Source organism: Haloarcula sp. K1 (assembly GCF_001647155.1).
Lineage (GTDB): Archaea > Halobacteriota > Halobacteria > Halobacteriales > Haloarculaceae > Haloarcula > Haloarcula hispanica.
Genome location: NZ_LRHL01000001.1, coordinates 25,586 through 47,170, shown reverse-complemented (window position 1 = coordinate 47,170; position 21,585 = coordinate 25,586). Strand labels below are relative to the sequence as shown.

General features: G+C 65.3%; 24 protein-coding genes. 11 read left to right on the top strand and 13 right to left on the bottom strand.

All coding sequences use genetic code 11. The features are described 5' to 3' along the window. The first annotated feature begins 38 nt into the window (after positions 1–38). The 3 genes from AV929_RS00230 to AV929_RS00225 all read left to right on the top strand — a co-directional run bounded on the left by AV929_RS00230 (position 39) and on the right by AV929_RS00225 (position 1,603). Positions 39–815, top strand: a complete 777-nt coding sequence (locus AV929_RS00230) for a PHP domain-containing protein (RefSeq protein ID WP_050007581.1) — start codon at positions 39–41, stop codon at positions 813–815. A 54-nt stretch (positions 816–869) separates the two neighbouring features. Further along, positions 870–1,034 carry a DUF6757 family protein gene (locus AV929_RS22135; RefSeq protein ID WP_014039200.1) on the top strand — a complete coding sequence of 55 codons (165 nt, stop codon included), beginning with the start codon at positions 870–872 and terminating at the stop codon, positions 1,032–1,034. Positions 1,035–1,135: 101 nt separating this feature from the next. Next, the gene (locus AV929_RS00225) at positions 1,136–1,603 is read left to right on the top strand and encodes a cupin domain-containing protein (protein ID WP_064287062.1); all 468 of its coding nucleotides are present in this window, start codon (positions 1,136–1,138) and stop codon (positions 1,601–1,603) included. A 23-nt stretch (positions 1,604–1,626) separates the two neighbouring features. On the opposite strand, the gene AV929_RS00220 is transcribed toward AV929_RS00225, so the two are convergent. From AV929_RS00220 to AV929_RS00195, 7 genes are all read right to left on the bottom strand, one after another. After that, on the bottom strand, positions 1,627–2,343 hold the full coding sequence (locus tag AV929_RS00220; protein WP_014039202.1) for a type 1 glutamine amidotransferase: 717 nt from the start codon (positions 2,341–2,343) through the stop codon (positions 1,627–1,629). A 172-nt stretch (positions 2,344–2,515) separates the two neighbouring features. Continuing rightward, positions 2,516–2,653, bottom strand: a complete 138-nt coding sequence (locus AV929_RS22130; protein ID WP_004516449.1) for a hypothetical protein — start codon at positions 2,651–2,653, stop codon at positions 2,516–2,518. A gap of 74 nt (positions 2,654–2,727) precedes the next feature. Next, positions 2,728–2,913 carry a hypothetical protein gene (locus tag AV929_RS00215; RefSeq protein WP_050037389.1) on the bottom strand — a complete coding sequence of 62 codons (186 nt, stop codon included), beginning with the start codon at positions 2,911–2,913 and terminating at the stop codon, positions 2,728–2,730. A 6-nt stretch (positions 2,914–2,919) separates the two neighbouring features. Continuing rightward, complete coding sequence (locus AV929_RS00210; RefSeq protein ID WP_064287109.1) at positions 2,920–3,714, bottom strand: aldo/keto reductase; 795 nt, start codon at positions 3,712–3,714, stop codon at positions 2,920–2,922. Positions 3,715–3,832: 118 nt separating this feature from the next. After that, the gene (locus AV929_RS00205) at positions 3,833–4,816 is read right to left on the bottom strand and encodes a Gfo/Idh/MocA family protein (RefSeq protein WP_064287061.1); all 984 of its coding nucleotides are present in this window, start codon (positions 4,814–4,816) and stop codon (positions 3,833–3,835) included. Positions 4,817–4,846: 30 nt separating this feature from the next. Further along, positions 4,847–6,142, bottom strand: a complete 1,296-nt coding sequence (locus tag AV929_RS00200; protein ID WP_064287060.1) for a hypothetical protein — start codon at positions 6,140–6,142, stop codon at positions 4,847–4,849. Positions 6,143–6,249: 107 nt separating this feature from the next. Then, positions 6,250–6,537 carry a zinc ribbon domain-containing protein gene (locus tag AV929_RS00195; RefSeq protein WP_004590026.1) on the bottom strand — a complete coding sequence of 96 codons (288 nt, stop codon included), beginning with the start codon at positions 6,535–6,537 and terminating at the stop codon, positions 6,250–6,252. 166 nt (positions 6,538–6,703) lie between these two features. On the opposite strand from AV929_RS00195, the gene AV929_RS00190 reads away from it, so the two are divergent. Both AV929_RS00190 and nucS read left to right on the top strand, forming a co-directional pair. Beyond that, entirely contained in the window at positions 6,704–7,141 is a 438-nt protein-coding gene (locus AV929_RS00190) for a DUF6735 family protein (protein ID WP_064287059.1), read from the top strand. Positions 7,142–7,150: 9 nt separating this feature from the next. Then, positions 7,151–7,870, top strand: coding sequence for an endonuclease NucS (gene nucS / locus AV929_RS00185; RefSeq protein WP_064287058.1), 720 nt, complete (start codon positions 7,151–7,153; stop codon positions 7,868–7,870). 84 nt (positions 7,871–7,954) lie between these two features. Here the strand turns inward: nucS and AV929_RS00180 are convergent, their stop codons facing one another. Then, entirely contained in the window at positions 7,955–8,206 is a 252-nt protein-coding gene (locus AV929_RS00180; protein ID WP_014039209.1) for a HalOD1 output domain-containing protein, read from the bottom strand. Between the two features lie 120 nt (positions 8,207–8,326). On the opposite strand from AV929_RS00180, the gene AV929_RS00175 reads away from it, so the two are divergent. Continuing rightward, complete coding sequence (locus AV929_RS00175) at positions 8,327–9,043, top strand: helix-turn-helix domain-containing protein (protein WP_080510003.1); 717 nt, start codon at positions 8,327–8,329, stop codon at positions 9,041–9,043. A gap of 9 nt (positions 9,044–9,052) precedes the next feature. On the opposite strand, the gene mutS is transcribed toward AV929_RS00175, so the two are convergent. Further along, the gene (gene mutS / locus AV929_RS00170; protein WP_064287057.1) at positions 9,053–11,881 is read right to left on the bottom strand and encodes a DNA mismatch repair protein MutS; all 2,829 of its coding nucleotides are present in this window, start codon (positions 11,879–11,881) and stop codon (positions 9,053–9,055) included. Positions 11,882–12,006: 125 nt separating this feature from the next. Here mutS and AV929_RS00165 point away from each other — a divergent pair, with 125 nt between their 5' ends. Further along, the gene (locus AV929_RS00165; protein ID WP_064287056.1) at positions 12,007–12,396 is read left to right on the top strand and encodes a hypothetical protein; all 390 of its coding nucleotides are present in this window, start codon (positions 12,007–12,009) and stop codon (positions 12,394–12,396) included. A gap of 174 nt (positions 12,397–12,570) precedes the next feature. Beyond that, positions 12,571–14,250: a thermosome subunit beta gene (thsB, locus tag AV929_RS00160; protein ID WP_050037394.1), complete on the top strand. Its 1,680-nt coding sequence runs from the start codon at positions 12,571–12,573 to the stop codon at positions 14,248–14,250. Between the two features lie 307 nt (positions 14,251–14,557). Here the strand turns inward: thsB and AV929_RS00155 are convergent, their stop codons facing one another. Beyond that, positions 14,558–15,433 carry a hypothetical protein gene (locus AV929_RS00155; RefSeq protein WP_064287055.1) on the bottom strand — a complete coding sequence of 292 codons (876 nt, stop codon included), beginning with the start codon at positions 15,431–15,433 and terminating at the stop codon, positions 14,558–14,560. A 76-nt stretch (positions 15,434–15,509) separates the two neighbouring features. Between AV929_RS00155 and AV929_RS00150 the strand changes: the two genes are divergently transcribed. Next, positions 15,510–16,505, top strand: coding sequence for an ornithine cyclodeaminase family protein (locus AV929_RS00150; protein WP_064287054.1), 996 nt, complete (start codon positions 15,510–15,512; stop codon positions 16,503–16,505). Here AV929_RS00150 and AV929_RS00145 read toward each other — a convergent pair whose 3' ends face one another. The 3 genes from AV929_RS00145 to AV929_RS00140 are packed head-to-tail and all read right to left on the bottom strand — an operon-like array spanning position 16,506 to position 17,126. After that, positions 16,506–16,727 carry a hypothetical protein gene (locus tag AV929_RS00145; RefSeq protein ID WP_014039216.1) on the bottom strand — a complete coding sequence of 74 codons (222 nt, stop codon included), beginning with the start codon at positions 16,725–16,727 and terminating at the stop codon, positions 16,506–16,508. A 46-nt stretch (positions 16,728–16,773) separates the two neighbouring features. Beyond that, the gene (locus AV929_RS22125) at positions 16,774–16,941 is read right to left on the bottom strand and encodes a hypothetical protein (RefSeq protein WP_014039217.1); all 168 of its coding nucleotides are present in this window, start codon (positions 16,939–16,941) and stop codon (positions 16,774–16,776) included. Continuing rightward, positions 16,941–17,126 carry a hypothetical protein gene (locus AV929_RS00140; protein WP_014039218.1) on the bottom strand — a complete coding sequence of 62 codons (186 nt, stop codon included), beginning with the start codon at positions 17,124–17,126 and terminating at the stop codon, positions 16,941–16,943. Before AV929_RS00140 ends, AV929_RS22125 begins: the two co-directional genes overlap by 1 nt. Positions 17,127–17,324: 198 nt before the next feature. Between AV929_RS00140 and AV929_RS00135 the strand changes: the two genes are divergently transcribed. Beyond that, positions 17,325–18,716: a HAMP domain-containing sensor histidine kinase gene (locus AV929_RS00135; protein ID WP_064287053.1), complete on the top strand. Its 1,392-nt coding sequence runs from the start codon at positions 17,325–17,327 to the stop codon at positions 18,714–18,716. Positions 18,717–18,869: 153 nt separating this feature from the next. After that, positions 18,870–21,557 (top strand): leucine--tRNA ligase, encoded by a 2,688-nt coding sequence (gene leuS / locus AV929_RS00130; RefSeq protein ID WP_064287052.1) that lies wholly within the window; start codon positions 18,870–18,872, stop codon positions 21,555–21,557. Positions 21,558–21,585: the final 28 nt, after the last annotated feature.

Below are 21,585 nucleotides of genomic sequence, written 5' to 3'. Positions count from 1 at the left end.
ACCAGAAGCGGCTTGCTGCTGGGGATTGTGGGTGTTGTATGGTCGTCGCTGACTTGCACGTACACACGACCCGCTCCGACGGGACGCTCTCCTTCGACGAGGTCCCGGCCGCCGCGAGACGAGCGGGCGTCGAGGTCGTCGCCCTCACGGACCACGACCGACTCCAGCCTGCACTCGACAGCCCCGTTACCGACCGGGACGGCGTGACGCTGCTCCACGGCATCGAACTCCGCGTCGAAACCGGGACCCAGCGACTGGACCTGCTGGGCTACGGCGTCGACCCGACCGACGAACTCCGGGCCGAGTGTGAGCGCATCCAGCGGAACCGCCGAGAGCGCGGCGCGCGCATCATCGAATGTGTCGAGGACCGGTTGGGCGTCTCGCTCCCCGTCGAACCGCGTGACGGCCTGGGTCGCCCCCACATCGCCCACGGGATCGCCGAGGTGTCGGATCACACCTTCCAGTCCGCATTCGACGAGCTAATTGGCGACGACTGTCCCTGTTACGTCGCCCGGGAGGTCCCGTCCTTCGAGCGCGGCTGTGCAGTCCTCTCGGACGCGTGCGGGCTGGTCGGCCTCGCCCATCCGTTTCGATACCCCGATACGGCGGCCGCGCTGTCCAAGTGTGCGTCGCTCGATGCCGTCGAACGGTGGTACCCCTATGGCCGTACGGTCGACGACAGCCTCGTCGACGACGCTATCGAGCGATACGACCTCGTGCCGACGGGCGGCAGCGACGCTCACGGCGAGACGCTGGGTGACACCGGTCTGGACGCCGCCGCCTGGGGCAAGGTAGAAACAGCGCTCAGCGTCTGACAACCGGCAGACGGAACCCGAGGGTTCAATGTCGTCCGGGGCTACTATTCAGGTATGCAGTGTCACTACTGCGACCGTGAAGCCGACATCGCCGTCGAGAGCGACGGCATCAAGGTCGGTGTCTGCAAGACGCATTTCCGTGAACAGATGGCGGAACTGGAAGACGCCGACTGGCTCGAAGACCTCGACGAAGAACTCGACATCGACCGACGCGAGTGACCGACGCTCCGTTTTGCTGCTTCTGCCGTGGCGTGCCCCAGTGGCACCGATGTGACTCGCCCTGACTAACGGTTAAGGACTGTCCGCTGTACATGGCAACTATGGAGAAAGTCAGTCTCGACGCCGTCGAGTCGCGAATGGGGCCGGCGTCGGTCAAGCGGGCGCTCGCCGGGCCGCTCGGCACCGACGCCATCGCGCTGAACTACTACGAACTGGCACCGGGCGAGTCCTTCGGCTTCGGCTACCACCGCCACCCTGACCAGGAGGAGGTGTTTCTCGTCCAGTCGGGCACAGCGACGTTCGAGACGGAGGACGGCGACGTGCGCGTCGGAACCGGTGAGGCCATCCGCTTTGCCCCCGGTGAGTGGCAACGCGGCCACAACGAGGGCGACGAGCGCGTCGTTGCGCTTGCGCTCGGCGCGCCACAGGAGATGGGCGACACGGACATGCTTCGGCACTGCGAGGAGTGTGGCGGTCGCACGCACAACTACGTCGAGATGACGGACGACCGGGACGCGCTGGTGACACGCTGTGAGGAATGTGATGCCGAGACCGGCCGGTTCACCTGACCGTCAGAAGGTACTTCGACGGCTTAGTCATCGGAAGCAGCGGCGGTGCCGGTCGCGTCACCAGTCTGACGCGCGGCGAACTCGGTGAAGTTGTCGAACAGTCGCTTGGCCTCGCAGGCGGCGCGGTAGTTCTCCTCCGTGACGCCGTCCAGCACCGCCTCGATGCGCTCGTCGGAGAGTTGCTCGTCCTTGCCTTTCGTCACCGTCTCGGCCGTCTCGGGGTCGTACTCGGGGTGGAACTGCACCGAGAAGACGTTCTCTTTCCGGAACCCGTGGACGCCGTAGTCGTTCTCGGCGAACGTGGTCGAACCCGGCGGCACCTCGGCGACACGGTCCGAATGCGTCGTGAAGACGGTAAACGACTCGTCGACGCCGGCGAGCAGTTCGTTCTCGCCGTCGTGTTCGACGGTTCGGTAGCCGATCTCGTACTCGTCCATCGCCTCGACGGTCCCGCCGAGCGCGTGCGCCAGCAGTTGGTGGCCGAAACAGACGCCCAGGAACGCGATGTCGCGGTCGACCGCGTCGGTCACCCAGGATTCGAGGTCCCGTATCCAGGGCTCGTCCCAGTAGACGGACGCGCGGCTGCCCGTGACCAGACAGCCGTCGAACGCGAAGGTGTCGGGCAGTTCGCGTTCGGTCACGTCGTATTCCACGAGGTCGGCGTCGAGTTCCCGCCGGAAGTTCCGGCGGTTGTCATCGCCGTCGTGGGCCGCGTTCAGTAGGGCGATCCGTGGCCTCATTACCAGTATGCAGCGGCTCAAACGGTAAAAACGTACGTACTGACGGTAGTGATTGCCGCTCACAGTGACGGGACACCGGCGTCAAATCGACCACGGATACAGCGGCTATCGGAGATAACTGGCCATTCAGAACTGTCTCGCTACGGGGCGTCGACGACTACGATACGTGCGTTTACGTTTGGTCCGCTTCCGGGTTGTTCGTCCGCCGATAGGAGCCCACCATCTTCCACAGCGTGTCGTTGAAGTCGTCGTTGTTGGCTTCGCTCTCGATCTGCCGGTACAGGTTTTCCGAGACTTCGATACGGGGCATCAAGTGCGTATAGAGAGCGGGAGTAAATAAATCTCCGCTGACACGGAATCGAGTAAAAGCTTCAACGACCTCCTCTAGGGGCCATATAACCATCTGGCACCGAAAGAGACGAACCAGGCCATCCAGACGCAGAATATGACCAGCCACGTCCCGTACTGGACTGTCGGGTTCGGAACCAGGACGTACGCCAGGACAAGCAAAGCGGCAATGCTCGCCGCGGCCGTGGCGTCCCAGCGGTCCAGTGCGGGCGGATCGACCATCTGGGACTACTGTGAAATGCCGTAAGTATCGTTGTCCCAGTCGTTGACGCCGGTGTCGTAGACCGCCTGCTCGCGTTCGATGGCATCGATTCGCTCGCGGTCGGCGGCGTCGAGTTCCCAGTCGAACAACGCGAGGTTCTGGCGGACGTGCTCGGGAGAGGAAGACTTCGGTAGCACCACCACGTCGTTCTCGACCGCCCACTTCAGGATAATCTGGGCCGGCGACTTGTCGTATTCCCCGGCTAACTCCTGAATCACGTCGTCGGCGAACACCTCGGTCCGACCCAGCGGCGCGGCCGCCTCGACGACGGTGTCAGTGTCGCGGCAGAACTCGACGACTTGGTCCTGGGTGTTCCAGGGGTGGTACTCGATCTGGTTGACGGCGATGGGCACGTCGGCGACGTGCTGAGCGGCCCCGAGCTGGTACGCGCTGAAGTTCGAGACGCCGACGTTGCGGATCTTCCCCTGGTCGTGGAGCGTCGCCATCGCGTTCATCGTCTCGCGGATAGAGACAGCGGGGTTTGGCCAGTGGACGAGATACAGGTCGAGATAGTCAGTCCCGAGGCGGTCGAGCGACGCCTCGCAGGCCTCGATGACGGACTCGTAATCGAGGTGCTTGGGCAGCACCTTCGACGTGAGGAACACGTCCTCGCGGTCGTAGTCGGCCAGGGCCTCGCCGATTTCGGCCTCGTTCCGGTAGCCTTCGGCGGTGTCGACGTGAGCGTAGCCCGCATCGAGCCCCGCTCGAACGGACTCCTGTACGGTGTCGCCGTCGATGTCCCACGTCCCGACGCCGACCATCGGCAGTTCGTCGCCACTCGGAAGCGTCACTGTTGGGGGTGTCACAGTACGTGCCTCATCCGCCGCAGTCAAAACCGTTTCGCGCTCGTCGTGTCGTGGCACACGCCCGATTTACGTTTCACTCGGGACTGGCGATGTCGACCGGCTGGCCGGTGTCCGCGCTCCGGGCCAGCGCGTCCATGGCGCGCATGTTCCCCAGCGTCTCGGCGCGGTCAATCGGCGGCGCTTCGCCGTTCTCGACGGCGTCCGCGAACGCCTCGACCTGCAACTGATAGTGGTCCACCGGGTCGAACGTCTCTGTGACCTCGCGGCCGTCGACGCTGTACGTCAGCGAGACTGACTCGTCGTGTTCCGGGCCGAAGCAGTTCGGCGCTTCGAGCCAGCCGTCGTCGGTCTCGACCCGGTAGTACTCCCGTCTCGGTCCGTCGAACCCGCAGGAAACCGAGGCGACCCCCCCGTCGTCGTACGAGAGGACGCCGCTGAAGTTCGTGTCCACGCCGCTGTCCCGGGAATCACGGGCATGGGCAAACGCCCGGTCCGGCTCGCCGAGGAAGCCCCGGGCCGCGCTGACGGCGTAACAGCCCACGTCCATCAGGCTCCCGCCGGCCAGTTCCGGGTCCAGCCGGATGTTACTGGCGTCGCTGAGCGAGAACTTGAACGACGCGTCGACGGTGTGTACCTCGCCAAGTTCGTTTTTGACGATTTCCCTTGCCCGCCGGGTCCGCGGGTGGAACTGATACATGAACGCCTCCATCAGCGTGACGCCCTGTTCGGCACAGTAGTCGAAGAGGTCCACTGCCCCGGCAGTGTCGACGGTCAGTGGCTTCTCACAGAGCACGTCGAGCCCGTGGTCGGCGGCCCGCTGGCTCCACTTGGCGTGGAGCGCGTTCGGAAGCGGGTTGTACACCGCGTCGATATCCGCCTCGGCGAACATCGTCTCGTAGTCGCCGAAGGCACTGTCTATATCGAGGGCCTCGGCGACCTCGCTGGCACGGTCCCGGGTTCTGGAGCTGATCGCCGCGACCGTGTGGTCCGACTTCTGGATGCCCGGAATCACGTCCTTGCGTGCGATTTTCGCCGTCGAAATAATGCCAAAGCGCATACCGATACCCGACTCTCCGTTGATAAACAATTACCGACCTTTCGCTTCTGACTCGACGCTGACTTCCTGTTCGGATACGGCGGCCAGTCCGTCCGCTGGCGGCTCGCGTCTGTCGGGCACGAGTTCGGCGGCCACCTCGCGTGCGCGCTCGAAGTGGGCCGCCGCACCGTCACACGCGGCCCCGGCACTCTCTCGCTTTGACTCGTCGCTGCCCTCACGCAGCGCCTCTTGCCCCGCTTCACGGTGTGCATCGACCAGTTCGACGGCGATGTCCGCGAGCGCCTGTCGGAGCGACGCCCGGTCGCCGTCGAAGCGGCGGTCACGACCCCAGTCCAGTTCGTACGCCGTCCGGTATCGGTCGAGGGCGGCTTCCCAATGTGTGGCCCGCGCTGCCGGGTCCGTCGCGGCTCTGGCCGCGCCCGCAGCCGCCTGTGCCGCGTCGACCGGGGCCGACAGGTGTTCGGCGTATTCCGCCTCGACTGCGTCCCGTGCGTCCGTGATGGCTTCTGCCGACGGCTCCGGTGCCGTTACCGCCAGTGCTCGTTCGTACTCGACGCTGGCCTGTGCGTACGCATCCGCGGCCCGCTCGTACGCCCGGTCCTCCCACGCGTGCCGGGCCGCGTCGCGGTGCTCCTCGGCCGCCCTGACGTGCCGTCGGCGCTGGCTGGTGTCGATCTGTGCTTGCGTTGACTGGAGGCGTGCATCGATGGTCGCTGTCGCCCCCTCCCCCAGCGATTCGACCCGTTCCCGTCCGCTATCGAGTGCCTCCTGTGCGGCCGTGATGTGCATGGCTGCTGTGTCGGGGTTCGCCGCCTCCAGTGCCGCCGTTGCAGCCTCGACCTGAGATTCTGCCCGGTCAAGCTCGGTCAGCGTGTGCGTCCAGACCTGTGTGGTTTCGTCGACGAACGCACGAACCGGTGTCAGGTCGCCTTTACACTCGAACGCCCAGCGGTCTTCGTCGACGGTGACGATTTCGAGTGTCGACGTACGGAGCCCCGACTGACAGTGTACGGCCACAATGTCTTCGCAAGGGAGCGAAATGGTCCGGTCGCCGTTGTCGTCGCCGACGACGAACACGACCCGGATGTTCGTTGCAAGCAGATACGCGCGGTAGTCGCCGGCCGGCGTGAGCGACTTATCGTTTCCCCGGCCAGCGACGACGCCGGACCGGTCGTTGTACGCGAGATATCGTGGCGTCTCTGCCGCCCGTAGATACTGCCCCAGCGGCTGCTCGAGCCGGCGTGTGCGTCCGAACAGCCCGTCGGTGTTCGCCCGCTCGAATATCTCCGGTCGACCCGAGGAGCGTACGTCGATAACGGTTTCCACAGTCTACCCCCGTTCGTCAGTATATTCAAATATATATTCGGAGAAATAAATACTTTGGCCGACAGCAGCGCTCAATCCGGTTGATTCGACCCCGGCCTTGTAAACGGTCAGTACGGCTGGCTTCGATCCGTCGGCTGACGCTGCGGGCTCCCGCTCGTCAGGTCGGCGACGCACTGCCGGCAGAACTGGTAGTCCTGCTCGTTCCTCGCCCCGCAGTGGGGACAGTCGATGGATTCAGTGCTGTCGTCGGTGGCGCTGCCACGGCGCCCTTCGGTATCGCCCTGCCCGGTCGCACCGGCGGGGTCACCCCGGTGCCGGTACGCATACAGCATGGTCAGGACATGGAGCCCCACGAGAAGCGCGATAGCGCCGTAGAGCCACTCGCTCACCATCATATGTAATGATACGTGAACGTACTACTTGAGGGTTGTGCTGGGTTACCAATGGTCGGTGGTTTCGGTTACGCTGGCGGGCACTCGATAGGGATCCTGTAGGCCAGCGTTCAAATAGGACCACGGAGCCACGGAACCCCATGCCCGCTTACACGCTCGGTGGTCCCTGATGGGTCGTCGAACGCTCGTCGCTGTCACCCGTCCCGACGGCCGCTACGACTGCCGCATCGCACACTGGGGCGTCGACGCCGACCCCATCACGCAGTCCCGGCCGCTGGGGAACGACTGGACGGCGTCGGCCGTCCTCGCTGCCATCGATGCTACCCACGACCGGTTGGTCGTGCTTGACGGGTCGGTCTGGACCTACACCGTTTGCTGGCTCGATCCGACGCTGTCGGACCTCGACGATATCGTTCTGGCCCGCACTGCCGACCCGGATGCGTTCCGGACGTGGTGGGTCGGGCGCAAGGACGAGGCCTGTCGCGCTCTCGATAGCAACGGCTGCGACCCGGCAACTGTTCGGCGCGCCCTACTCGCGTCGCTCCGAAACCACGCTTCGTCCGTCCACTGCCCCGACGACGCGTCCTTTTTACGCGGGGACCGCTAACCGCCACCCGTGACCGCCGTCGAGACGCTGACCTACCCCGACCCCGCTGACGCGCTGGACCTCGCGTCGCGCAACGCCGACCGCGGCGCGCTGGTGACGCTTGTCGGCACCTGTACGGTCGAGTACGAGGGCCGAGCGGCCAGTTCGCTGGGGCTCGGTGACCGCCATGTGATGCTCAAGCCCGACGGGGCCGCGCTGGTCCACACCGACGAGGGCCAACAGCCGGTGAACTGGCAGCCGCCGGGCTGTGAGCACAGCATCAGCGTCGACGACGGCTCGCTGGTCGTCCGCTCCACGCGGTCGACCCCCGAGGAGTCGCTCGAAGTGGCCTTTGAAACGGTCGCCCACGCCGCCGCCTTCGACGTGACCGACTCCAAGGACCTCGCACTCACCGGCACGGAGGCCGATCTGAAAGACCGCATCCTCGACGAGCCGGCGCTGGTGGAGTCGGGCTTTACGCCGCTTGCGACCGAACGCGAGACCCCCGCCGGCGCGGTCGACATCTACGGCGAGGACGCCGACGGCCGGACGACGATACTCGAACTCAAGCGCCGGCGCGTGGGTCCCGACGCCGTCGGCCAACTGGGTCGGTACGTCGATGCCCTGGAGCGCGACCTGCACGCCGACACCGAGGTCCGAGGTATCCTCGTCGCTCCGTCGGTGACCGACCGAGCGCGTCAGTTGCTCGCCGAGAAAGGGCTGGAGTTCGTCTCGCTCAAGCCGCCATAACCGCTATTTTCTCCTCTTCTCTGGGAGCTGTCAGTCTCGCGCCCGTACTGACTGCCGCTGTCGTCACACGGTTGGATGACGCAGTTATCCGTCTACAGTAACCGTTCCATCGGTGTCAACGACGACGCGGTAGCCGCTGTAGTCGAACGCCACATGACCGTCGGTGTTCGAATCAGCGATGCACGTCGTCAGTGCATCCGGATTGATACTATCGGCCAGTGGGGGGAGCGTCTCGACCGGCCGTCTCTCCGCGGTCGCGACAGCGCGAACGACTGCCGTGACGATAGACTGGTCGGCGCCGTGGACTTCTATAACGGTTGGTGATATTCCGGACACGGTTCTCTGACCTCATGTTGTATTTGTCTTGTAGATGTAAAGTTCAGTGTGGCTAGCATAGTAAACGCCGAAACACGATATATGCCAACACTCTTCACAGTATGCCAATTACATTTACCTATGTCCCAACAGTCTGGTAACGGCCGGGCGGTCACCCGTGTGGAGTTTGCCCTCTCTGATGGGTCGTATCCCTTCGTCTCGGTGTCTGCAGCCGAATCGTGTTCCGTGATTCTCGAAAAATGTCTCCCCCAGACAGACGACACGTACGCCGAGTTTTTTTCGGTCGAGGGTGCTCGCCCCGGCCGGCTTGTCGAACGCATTGAGGACGAAAACGGCGGTACGGCGCGGGTGATTGAGTGCACCAGCGACGGTGGGCTCGTCGAAATCAACGTGCGGGACAACTGTCCCGTTGTCTCGCTTGCGGACGCCGGGGCAGTACCACAGACCGCCCGGAGCGTCGATGGACAGGGGACTATCGTAGCCGATGTCCCGAGCCAAACCGATACGGCCGCGGTTATCGATTCGTTCTTGACGGCCCACTCGGATGCCGAACTCGCGGCGAAGAAACAGCGCGAGTCCATCGTGCCGCTGTTCGGGTTCCAGAACTACGCGTCCCACACCGAGCCACTGACCGACCGACAGCAGGAGGTTCTCGCGACGGCCCACGAAGCGGGGTACTACAGCTGGCCCCGCGAAGCGACAGCTGCGGACCTCGCTTCGCTTCTCAATATTTCGGAGCCAACGCTTCACAAGCATCTGCGGGCTGCCGAACAGAAACTCGTCGCGACCATGTTCGCCTGCCCGCACGACGACCTGGCTGCTGAGGGTGATAGCTGACCGGCGCTGTCATTCGAGTCTGTCCTGCAAGTCCGCGAGCGCGTTCATCGCCTCTATCGGCGTCATCGTCGCGACGTCCAGCGACGCTAACTGCTGTGCCACTGACTCTGGCAACTCGCCCTCGGCGGCTCCGTTCGCCCGAAGCATCCCTTGTCTGTGGTCGTCTGCTGGAGCCTCATCGGCCGCCGCCACCGCTGGTCCGTTCTCCGTCGCTCTAGTCGTCGCCGTGGGGGCGGAACCCGTATCGGAGTCACCCATCGTTTTGCCCTCGGATTCTGCCCCACTCGACCCTTCGACGCCCGAATCGGTCGCTTCGGCCTCCGCCAGAAGGGCCCGTGACCGGTCGACGACGGATTCGGGGACGCCGGCCATACTCGCGACCTCAACGCCATAGGAGGCCGCCGCGGGGCCGGGCGCGAGTTCGTGGTCGAAGCGAACGTCGCCGTCCTCGCGGCTGGTCTCGAAGTGGCGGTTGGTTGCGCCCGGTAGGTCGGCCGCGACGGCGGTCAGGTCGTGGTGGTGGGTCGCAAACAGCGTGTACGCGCCGACCTCGTCGTGGAGGTACTCGGTGACGGCGCGGGCGATAGCCAGCCCGTCGGCCGTCGACGTGCCGCGGCCGACCTCGTCCAGCAGGACCAGCGAGTCGGCGGTCGCCGCGTCCAGAATCGTCGCCAGTTCGGTCATCTCTATCATGAACGTCGAGCGGCCGCCGGCGATGTCGTCGCTGGCCCCGACGCGGGTGAACACCCGGTCGAGAATCGGGAGGTCCGCCGCCTTCGCGGGGACGAAACTCCCCGCCTGCGCGAGCAGGCATATCAGCGCGACCTGGCGCATGTACGTCGACTTCCCGCTCATGTTCGGTCCCGTGACGACCGCGAGGAAGGGCTGTCTGTCGTCCGCGGCATCGCCGTCGCCGCTCCCGTCCGTTTTGTCCCCGACCGGCCCGCCGCCCAGCCCCGTATCGTTGGGGACGAAGGCGTCTTCGGTGCGTTCGACGACCGGGTGGCGGCCGGCGGTGATGTCGATACCGTCGCTTCCGACGGTGGGCCGGCAGTAGTCGTACTGCGCCGCGACCTCGGCAAAAGAGACCAGCACGTCGAGGCGAGCCAGCCGCTCGGCCAGGGCTTGCACGCGCTCGGCCCCGTCGGCCACCTCGTCCCGGACCGCACAGAACAGGTCGTACTCCAGGTCGTCGGCCGCGCTCTCGGCTCGCAGAATCTCCTCTTCGCGCTCCTTGAGTTCCGGCGTGTAGTAGCGCTCGCTGTTTTTCAGCGTTTGACGGCGCTGGTAGTCCGCGGGCACGGCGTCGAGGTTGGCGTTCGTCACCTCGATGTAGTAGCCGTGCACCGAGTTGTGCCCGACCTTCAGCGAGTCGATGCCGGTGCGCTCGCGCTCGCTGGCTTCGAGGTCGTCGATCCACTGCTTGCCCGACTGTTCGGTCGAGCGCAGTCGGTCCAGTTCATCGTCGTAGCCCTCGCGGATGACGCCGCCTTCGGTCACCTGCTGTGGCGGGTCCGGGCGGATCGCCGCTTCGATTTCCTCGCGGGTCTCGGTCAGCGGGTCCAGCGTGGCGTGCAGGTCCGCGAGCAGGCGGGCATCGGCGTCAGCAAGGTGGTCACGAATATCCGGCACGACCGACAGTGTGGCGGCCAGCGACCGGAGGTCACGCGCGTTCGCCCGACCCCGAGAGACCCGAGAGATGAGCCGTTCGAGGTCGTACACCTCCGCGAGCAGGTCCGAGAGCCCTTCGCGGGTCGCCGGGTCGCGCTGGAGTTCCGCGACCGCGCCGTGGCGGGCCTCGATGCGGTCCGCATCGAGCAGCGGCCGGCGGAGCCAGTCGGTCAGTTTCCGCCGCCCTAGCGCACAGGCGGTCTCGTCGACCGTGTCCACGAGCGTTCGGTTCTCGTGGCCCCGGACCGAGCGCCGTTCGAACAGTTCGAGGCTCTCGACGGCGACGGCGTCGAGCAGCATGTACTCCCGCGGGTCGTACCGCGTGAGATGGTTGAGGTAGTCGAGCGTGCCGGCGGGGTCCACGTCCGCGTCGACCGGTTCGCCGTCGGGGCCGACCGCGCCGCTGCTGCCGCGGGTGTACTCAGCGTAGGCCAGCAGGCCGCCACAGGCCCGGATTTCCGCGTCGCCGGCGAGCAGGCGCTCCGGCGGGCCGAAGTACTGCCCCACGCGGTCCTCGGCGCGCTCCCGGTCGAAGGCGGCCGCGTCGTAGCGCGTCACCAGACAGGCCGGGCCGAAGACGGCGTCCCGGTCCACGTCGACCTCCGGCCCGACGATGGCTTCCGCCGGGCCGAACCGGCTGAGTTCGTCGGCGACGGCGGTTTCGGAGCCGACACTGGTCGCGTAGCAGTCGCCGGTCGAGATATCCAGTAACGCCAGCCCGTATCGCTCGCCAGCGGTCAGGGCGGCGACGTAGTTGTTGTCCGCCCCGCCCAGCAGTTCGCTCTCCGTGAGTGTGCCGGGGGTGACGATTCGCGTCACCGCCCGCTCGACCACGCCGCTGACCTCGTCGGGGTCCTCGACCTGGTCGGCGATGGCGACCCGGTAGCCCGCGTCCAGCAGCGTCTCGACGTAGGACTCGGCGTTGTCGATGGGGATGCCGGCCATCGGGTACTCGCCGGTCGAGTCCTCGCGCTGGGTCAGCGTGATCTCACACAGCCGGGCGACCCGCTGTGCGGCCGCACAGAAGGCCTCGTAGAAGTCCCCGACCTGAAAGAGGACCAGGGCGTCGTCGTACTGCCGGCACAGCTCGTAGTACTGTGCCATCATCGGCGTCAGGTCCTCCTCGAGCTCGGCCATCTTCTCTGGCGGGCCAAGCGCAGCGTCCATACCGATGGGCAACAGCCGGCCACTCATAGGCGCTCCGCTCTCCTGTGCGTGCTCTGTTCGCTCTGGGTGACACTGCGACCGCAACTGACCACTGATTTTTATACCGCCCGGGAGACGTAACCCGTATGTCACGTCGTGCCAACTACGCGCTCTGTCAGTTCCAGCAGCTCCTCGGCCCGTCGGCGGACTCGCTCGACGTTCCCTGGGCCGAGTACACCGGTGATTCGACCGATCCGATTTCCTTCGACATCCCCACCTCGTCACCGGATGACCCGTACGTGCAGATGCAGGTGTTCGACGTCGAGGACTTTGACCACGAGATCGTGGTCAACGGCGAGGCGCTGTCGGGGTTCGACATCGCGCCTGGCGAGGGGTGGCAGCTCTGGATGGACACGATTGCACCCGAGCGACTGCACCTCGGCAAGAACACGATCCAGTTCCGACGGGACACCGACTCGAAGGACGCCTTCGTCGTCGGGTCGGTCACGGTCCACTGGACGGAACCCGTCGAGTGAATATATAAACAGGTCGTCGCTCGCTTGATGGGGCGTGCCAACAGCTACCATTACCGACGGACCGTACTCCCTCTGTCTGGTGGTTTCACCTGTTCTGGCTGTCTCAACGGGTGACCGACGAACGTCCCATAACCCATACTTTTATATAGAACCACATGCAATCTTCGCTTGATTATGAGCCAACGCCAGATGCAGGGCCAGCCGATGATCATCCTGGGAGAGGACTCCCAGCGGATGAAGGACAAGTCTGCACAGGAACACAACATCTCGGCCGCTCGCGCGGTCGCCGAGTCAGTACGCTCGACGCTCGGCCCGAAGGGGATGGACAAGATGCTCGTCTCCTCGATGGGCGACGTGACCGTCACGAACGACGGCGTCACCATCCTCTCGGAGATGGACATCGACAACCCGACAGCCTCGATGATCGTCGAGGTTGCCGAGACACAGGAAGACGAGGCCGGTGACGGCACCACCTCTGCCGTCGCCATCGCAGGCGAACTCCTCAAGAACGCCGAGGACCTCCTCGAACAGGACATCCACCCGACGGCGATCATCAAAGGGTTCGACATGGCCGCCACGCAGGCCAAGGACGAAATCGCGGATATCGCCACGGAAGTCGACCCCGACGACGAGGAACTCCTGAAGAAAGTCGCCGAAACCTCGATGACGGGCAAGGGCGCGGAGCTCAACAAGGAGCTGCTCGCCCAGCTCATCGTCGATGCGGTCAACGCCGTGACCGTCGAGGCCGAGGACGGCTCCGTCATTGCCGACCTTGAGTACCTCAACATCGAGACCCAGACCGGCAGCTCCGCCGGCAACTCCGAACTCCTCGAAGGCGCGGTCATCGACAAGGACCCGGTCCACGAGGAGATGCCGACCGAAGTCGACGACGCCGACGTCCTGCTGGTCGACACGGCCATCGAACTCGACGAGACCGAAGTCGACGCGCAGCTCTCTGTCGACGACCCGAGCCAGCTCCAGAACTTCCTCGACAAGGAAGAAGAGCAGCTCAAGGGGATGGTCGACCAGATCGCCGACACCGGCGCTGATGTCGTCTTCTGCCAGAAGGGCATCGACGACATGGCCCAGCACTACCTCGCCGAGAAGGGTATCCTGGCCGTCCGCCGCGCCAAGAAGTCCGACATCGAGTTCCTCAAAGAGGTTCTGGGTGCCCGCATCGTCTCCGATCTCGACTCCGCGAGCGCGGAAGACCTGGGTCACGGCTCTGTCACCCGCGACGACGCCGAAGGCCTGTTCTACGTCGAGGGCAGCGGCGACGGAGCCCACGGCGTCACGCTCCTGCTCCGTGGTTCGACCGACCACGTCGTCGACGAACTCGAACGCGGCGTCACGGACGCGCTCGATGTCGTCGCGTCCACGGTCGCCAACGGCAGCGTCCTCGGCGGCGGCGGCGCACCCGAAGTCGAAGTCGCCCGCCGGCTCCGCGACTACGCCGACAGCGTCGAAGGCCGCGAACAGCTCGCTATCGAGTCCTTCGCCGACGCGCTGGAGATCATCCCGCGCACCCTCGCCGAGAACGCTGGTCTCGACAGCATCGACACGCTCGTCGACCTGCGCGCCGCCCACGAGGACGGCGATGTCAGCGCCGGCCTGAACGTCTTCTCCGGTGACGTCGAGAACACGCTCGACACCGGCGTCGTTGAGCCAGCCCACGCCAAGCGACAGGCGATCTCCTCGGCTGCAGAGGCCGCGAACCTGGTCCTCAAGATCGACGACATCATCGCTGCCGGCGAGCTCTCGACCTCCGGCGGCGACGAAGGCGGCCCCGGCGGCCCCGGTGGCGCCCCTGGCGGTATGGGCGGCATGGGCGGCGGTATGGGCGGCATGATGTAAGCGAGGGGCCGAACGAAGTGAGGGCCCTCGAATTGCGAGCGGGAGCGTAGCGACACGCGAGCAGGGAGGTCGACCGGAGAGACCTCCGAACGAGCGAATCGCCGCTTGCGGTTCGGTTTTTTGCGGTTCTGTAACGCGCCGAGTCATCTCAGCGTGTATATCGAGACGTGAAACCGGAGAAACAGTTAGGTACGTCTCTGCGAAGTATCGACTGTCCCGGTCCGTTTGGTGGGACGGACTGGTGACAGCGGGTGGGGGCCTCTCTCCGTTTTGTGACTGATTCGACGGCGTCCAGCCGTTGCTCGCGTCATTCGGGACGCGCTGTTCGGTTTCGATGGCGTTCGGTCCGCTGTCGGTCTTCGAACACCACGTCCGTCGTTCCGAGGTCGCTGTAGCGGAGAATCTCGGTCACTCTGTGGGTATCCGTTCCGTTCACGACCGTGTACTGGAGCGCGTAGCCTCGGACGACGCCGTTGGGCGTCACGGTCGCCGAGAGGGAGACGTTGGTCACACGGTCGACGGGACGGGTGGCAACCGCGCTGTCGTCGGCCGACCCGGTTCCTTTGATGCGATACAACGGAACGCCGTACAGTTGCTTGATGACCTCGTCGCCGGGGCGGATGGATGTGATGTTAGTGGCGGAAAGCAGCGCTATGAGACGCCCGTTGAACGTGGGTTCGAAGAACAGCGCGGCCCGAGGTGAGCGTGGCGGGCCACCGATACCGCGGCTGTCCGCGACCACTTCCGCCGACGTCGACCCGTTGACGGTCGTCCGCCTGAGCGCACGGCCGTCCCGCCAGGTGCTATGGATCTCACGCGCTGTCACACTCTGCCCAGATATCGTTCGGGTGGCCGTGTACGACTCGTAGCCCGCGCTGACGCTGGCACGGGTCCGGACGCGGCTGTGCAGGCCGCTGCCGTTCATGACGGTCCTGGTGTGGTGGACGCGATAGGAGGTGTTCGAGAGCTGGCTGACGTGGGCGCGGCCGAGCGCGGTGGCGTTGACGACGCGGTCGCCGACGACGCCCGGGGCCCGTTGTTCGGGGCTCGTCGGCGCGTCCGCGGTCGGGACTGGAGCCGGTGTCACCGTCTCCCTGGCGGCCGCGTCGTCGCCGAACAGACCGGCACACCCGGCGCTCAGTAGACAGAGACAGACCGCGGCAATCGCCGCCCCGCGACGCATACCCGTGACTGGTCGTGTGACGATATAACCCCTGTGACGGCGGAGGGCTGAATATCGTCGAGTGTCAACATACCGTATGCAGACGCTACTTCTCGGCGTGGACGCGGTCGAGGACCACGCGGCGATGCCGGCAGTCATCGACGCAGTCGCCGCGGCCTTCGCCGCCGATGCCAGGGAGAACACCATCATGCCGGCCAAGTCATACGTCGACCTGCCGCAGTACAACGGCGACTTCAGGTCGATGCCGGCCTACGTCAACGCGGAAACGTGGGACGCCGCCGCGGTCAAGTGGGTCAACGTCCACCTGGACAACCCCCGCGACCACGACCTGCCGACCGTCCTCGGGACGCTCATCTACTCGGACCCCGAGACGGCGTTCCCGCTGGCCGTGATGGACGGCACAGTCCTGACGCGCCTGCGGACCGGGGCGGCCGCGGCGGTCGCCACCGACCATCTCGCCGTCGCCGACGCGGACTCCCTTGGTCTGGTCGGGGCTGGCACGCAGGCGTACACGCAACTGGACGCCATCTCGTCGGTCCGGGACATCGAGACGGTGGTCGTCGCCGACCGGGACGCGGAGAAACAGCAGGCGTTCGTCGACGCCTTCGCCGACCAGTTCGACGTACGTGCGGGCAGTATCGAGGACGCCGCCGGCTGTGACGTGCTGTCGACGATTACGCCCGTCGAATCCCCCATCGTCAACCGGGAGTGGCTCGGCGAGCGCACGCATATCAACGCCATTGGTGCCGACGCCGCCGGCAAGCAAGAACACGACGAACGCACGCTGCTGGACGCGAAACTCGTCATCGACAACTACGAACAGTGCACCCACTCCGGCGAGATCAACGTTCCGTGGGGCGAGGGCGTTCTGACTGATACCGACCTCCACGGGGAGCTCGGCGACATCGTCGCGGGCACCCTCTCGGGGCGGACCGACGACGACGGCATCACGCTCTTTGACTCGACGGGGCTGGCCATTCAGGATGTCGCGGCCGCCCACGTCGTTTATCAGAACGCAAGCGATGACGGCGACGGGACGCCGTTCTCGCTCGTCGACACCGACACGTCCTGATTACGACGAGGGCGTGAGCATCTCGGTCACTTTCGAGATGCCCCAGACGATGATGATAAACGGAAGGAGCGGCATCAGCAGGACGAACAGGCCGGCGAGCATCCCCCAACCGATCACGTCCATCCCCTCGTTGGGACGGCTACGCGTCCCCGGCGTGACCGACCGGAGCGGTGCCGGCAGTCGTCCGCTGTCCTTCGTGTCGTCGTCAGGTGATTCAGACATACTTTCTCTTGCACTGAAACGTGTATAAGCCTAGGCCCCGGTGTAACTACATTGCGCCGGCAACGCCGCTACCGATTGCGGCCCCGCACTCGCCACAGGCCACGAGGTAGAAGCGTTTGGAGGCGGTGAAGAAGCCGGTCGTCGAATCCATGTCGAGGAACTCTACATCGTCCTGGTCGGCCATCTCCGCGTCGCATTCCGGACAGTGGACCATCAGGCCGCACCTCCGTTGGACTTTGCGCCGGCGACGCCGCTACCGATAGTGACGCCACAGGCCGCGCAGTTGGCGGTGTAAAAGCGCTTGGAGGCTTTAATCAAGCCGGTCTTGGCGTCTACTTCGACGAACTCGATGTCGTCGGCCGTTTCCAGCGAGGTCTGGCAGTCAGGGCAGTGTACCATACACTCCCGACACCAGCCGAGACCGGCAAAAATCTTGTGTGGGGCGCCGCTCTCTCGGCCGGAGTACCGGCGACGCTATCGGCTCGACAGTCCGGGCGACATCGCTGCACTGGCAGTCCTGAGCGGCGTCTGGCCTTCGAAACACCCGAAACAGTGACAGTCCACCACACGCAATAGTTTGCTCACTGGGAACGCACCATGGGTAGCAAATCTGTGCTCGTCGTCGCAGCCGACAGGCTGGATACTGGGACTCTCGAATCCGCTCTCGCTGAGACGCCGGCTTCGATCACGTACCTGTCGGACCTCACAGACCTCTTTGACACGCTCACCCATTCGGTGTTCCACGCTCTCGTTCTACCCGAAACAGTCGACGGCCAGTCCGGAACCGATATCGCGTACGGCGTCAGGAAGCTGTTTCCCGACCTGCCGGTGATCGTCGCTGGCGAGGACCCGGCGGCGGTCCCGGATACCCTCGACGTGACGGCTGTCGAGGCGTCGACACGTCTCGAAGACACCGTCGCCGAGGCCCTCCGGGACAGTCTCGACGCTGAGCCACCGACTGTTGCCGGACGCCCGCCGTCCCCGATGGAGACGCTGTTGCTCTCCCTGTTCAACGAGTTGCCGGACCACCTGTACGCGAAAGACGAGCAGGCACGACACGTCCTGATGGGTCGGGGGTTCAACGAGCCGACCGACCGGCTTGGCCTCACCGACGTCGAGGTCCCGGAACTGGCCGATGAACACGCGAGAGCGGCCCTGCGTGATGAGATGGACGTCATCGAGGGCGACACGGACCGGATCGAAGTGGAGGAGTTCCTCGATCTCGACGCGTCGTACGTCCGCACCCGCAAGATGCCGTGGTACGATTCCGCTGGGAACGTTCGGGGAATCGTCGGACACACTCAGGATATCACGGAACGAAAGCTCCGCGAGCACGCGTTTCGCCGCCAGCACGAACGGATGGTGAAAGTCGCACTCGTGGCGTCTCACGAGCTTCGAAACGAACTCCAGATCGCCTACGGGCGACTCGAAGAACTGGCTGACTGTGACGATTCGACCGCCGACATCGAGGAGTCGCTCTCCCAGATCTCGACGATTATCGATACCGTGGTCGAACTCTCCACGAGCGATCCGAACCGCTCGAGCCAGCGCGACGAGATCGAACAGGTCCCGAAGCGAAAACACGTCTGGCTCTCCCGTCTCAGTCGGGAGGTGTGGGACACCCTCGCCGGCAGTGAGGCGTGCCTGACTTTCGACGGGGACACCCGCATTGTCGCCGATCAGGAGTCCGCCGGGCTGTTGCTCCAGATACTGTTCCAGAACGCGCTCGAACACGCTGGCCCGTCGGTTACCGTCACCGTCGGTACGACGGCCGACGGCTTCTTCGTCGCCGACGACGGCCCGGGCATCGATGTCGAACCGCCGGAGCGCGTGTTCGACGCGGGCCACACCGCTGTCCCGGAGAACACCGGATTCGGACTCTACGTCGCTCGCCGGGTCGCCGCGGACCACGGCTGGACGATCTCCATGTCCGAGAGCGAGTCGGGCGGCGCTCGATTCGACATCGGCAACGTCGACTGTCAGGCATAGCGGGCGGCTGGTCGACCTGTGGCGACGTTACCGCTCTGTGGTACGCCGGTCCCCCGGATTCACATCCATTCGGCTTGTGGGCTCGTGCGGCGGCCCCTGATAGCCTCCCGAAGGGAAAGGTATAGCACGGTCGCTGCCGGATGTTCCGATATCATGACCACGACCGGTGAGGAACGCGAGCGGGGGTTCGATCACATGGAGATCGAACCCAGGTGGCAGCGCACGTGGGACGAGGCCGACGTGTTCCGGATCGACGACGACGAGAGCGACCCGGAGTACGTCCTGGCGATGTTCCCCTACACCTCCGGGAGCCTCCACATGGGCCACGTCCGGAACTACACTATCACGGACGCCTACGCCCGCTTCGAGCGGATGCGCGGCGAGAGCGTCCTCCACCCGATGGGCTGGGACTCCTTCGGCCTCCCCGCGGAGAACGCCGCCGAGGAACGCGACACCAACCCGCGGGACTGGACGATGCAGTGCATCGACTCGATGCGCGAGCAACTCACTGAGATGGGCTTTGGCTACGACTGGGACCGCGAACTCGCGACCTGTGAACCCGACTACTACCAGTGGAACCAGTGGCTGTTCAAACAGTTCCGCGAGGAAGGGCTGGTCGAGCGTCAGGCCGCCGAGCTGAACTGGTGTCCCTCCTGTGAGACTGTCCTCGCCGACGAGCAGGTCGAGGGCGAAGAAGAGCTCTGCTGGCGCTGTGACACACCAATCGAAGCCCGCGAGATGGACCAGTGGTTCTTCACCATCACCGACTACGCCGAGGAACTGCTCGAGGACTTAGACGACCTCGAGGGCTGGCCGAACAACGTCCGGGAGATGCAGCGTAACTGGATCGGCAAGCAAGAGGGGGCGAGCGTCGCCTTCGAGGTTGGCGACTACGGCGAGGTCGACATCTTCACGACCCGTCTGGACACCATCCACGGGGCGACGTTCTTCTCGCTGGCTCCGGGCCACCCTGTCGCACAGGAAATCGCCGAGGGCAACGATGAAGTCGCGGAGTACATCGAAACGGCCGAACAGGCCGACGAGGACGAACTCGACGTGACCTCCGGCGTGTTTACCGGCGAGTACGCGACCAATCCCGCTACTGGCGAGGAGATTCCTGTCTACGTCGCCGACTACGTGCTGACCGACGTGGGGACGGGCGCGCTGTACGCCGTGCCGGCCCACGACGAGCGCGACCACGAGTTTGCGGAGGCCCACGACATCGACATCGTGCAGGTCGTCGAACCCACCGAGGACGCCGACGCCGACCCCGAGGACATCGACGTGCAAGAGGCAGCGTATCCCGAAGACGGCCTGTTGGTCAACAGCGGCGAGTTCGACGGGCTGGCGAGCGCCGAGGCCCGCGACCGCTTCGTCGAGGAGTTCGACGGCGAACACAGAACGGAATACAACCTCCGGGACTGGGGCATCTCCCGCCAGCGCTACTGGGGCACCCCGATTCCGATGATTCACTGCGACGACTGTGGCTACGTCGAGGTCCCCGACGAGGACCTCCCCGTCGAACTGCCGGAGTTCGTCCACACCACCGGGAACCCGCTCGACGCGGCCGACGAGTGGAAACACGTCGACTGCCCCGACTGCGGGGCCGACGCGGTGCGGGAGACGGACACGATGGACACCTTCGTCGACTCTTCGTGGTACTTCCTGCGATACACTTCGCCGGAGATGGCGGATGCCCCCTTCGACGCCGAGCGGGCCAGCGACTGGATGCCGGTCGACCAGTACGTCGGCGGTATCGAACACGCCGTGATGCACCTGCTGTACGCCCGCTTCTTCACGAAGGTGCTGGACGACCTCGACATGGTCGACGGCGTCCGCGAACCCTTCACCAACCTCACGAACCAGGGGATGGTGCTGGGCGAGGACGGCAACAAGATGTCGAAGAGTCTGGATAACGGCGTCTCACCCCAGCGCATCATCGAGGAGTACGGCGCGGACACGGCCCGGCTGTTCATCATGGAGGCCGCCCAGCCAGAGAAGGAGTTCGCCTGGAGTCCCGAGGGCGTGCAGTCCGCCCACAGCTTCCTCCAGAATGTGTACACGCTGGTCTCGGAATACGCCAACGGCGAGGCGGAGACAGCCACAGACTTGGCGAACGGTGACGACATCGCGGACTACGTCGCCCGCGAAATCGACGCCACCGCGGCGAACGCGACGGCCGAGTTCGAGGACTTCCGCTTCAACCACGCGCTCCAGGCCGTGCGGGAACTGGTGTCGCTGCTGCGCCGCTATCAGGAAGCGACCACCCCCGATGCCGACACCTTCGAGCGCGGGCTGGCGACGGCGGCGAAACTGCTCGCCCCGGTCGCGCCCCACGCCGCCGAGGAGATGTGGGCCGAACTGGGCCACGACGACCTCATCGCAGAGGCCGAGTGGCCGGCTGCTGAAGCCCCCGAAGACTACGAGATGGAGCGCCGGCTGGTCGAGAACACCCGCGAGGACATCCGCGATATCGTCGACACGGTCGGCATCGAGGACCCACAGACCATCACGCTCGCCGTCGCGCCCCAGTGGAAGCACCGCGTGCTGGACCTCGCTCGGAACGCCGACGGCAACGTCGTCGGCACCGTCATGCAGGACGAGGACCTGCGCGAGCAGGGCGAGGCGGCCGCGGACTTCGCCAAGGAACTGGCCGGCCGCGCGCAGTCGCTGGACGAGCAACTGCCACCCGAGCGCGAACAGGCGGCGCTCGAACGTGCCGCGTGGCTCGTCGAACGAGAGTTCGGCGCTGACGTAATCGTTCAGGGACCAGCGGAAGCGGACCCCGACCTCGTCGGCAAAGCCGGTCCCGGTCGCCCGGCCATCGACATCGACGAGTAGCCCGTCGGCGTGCTATCGCTTTCTGAGC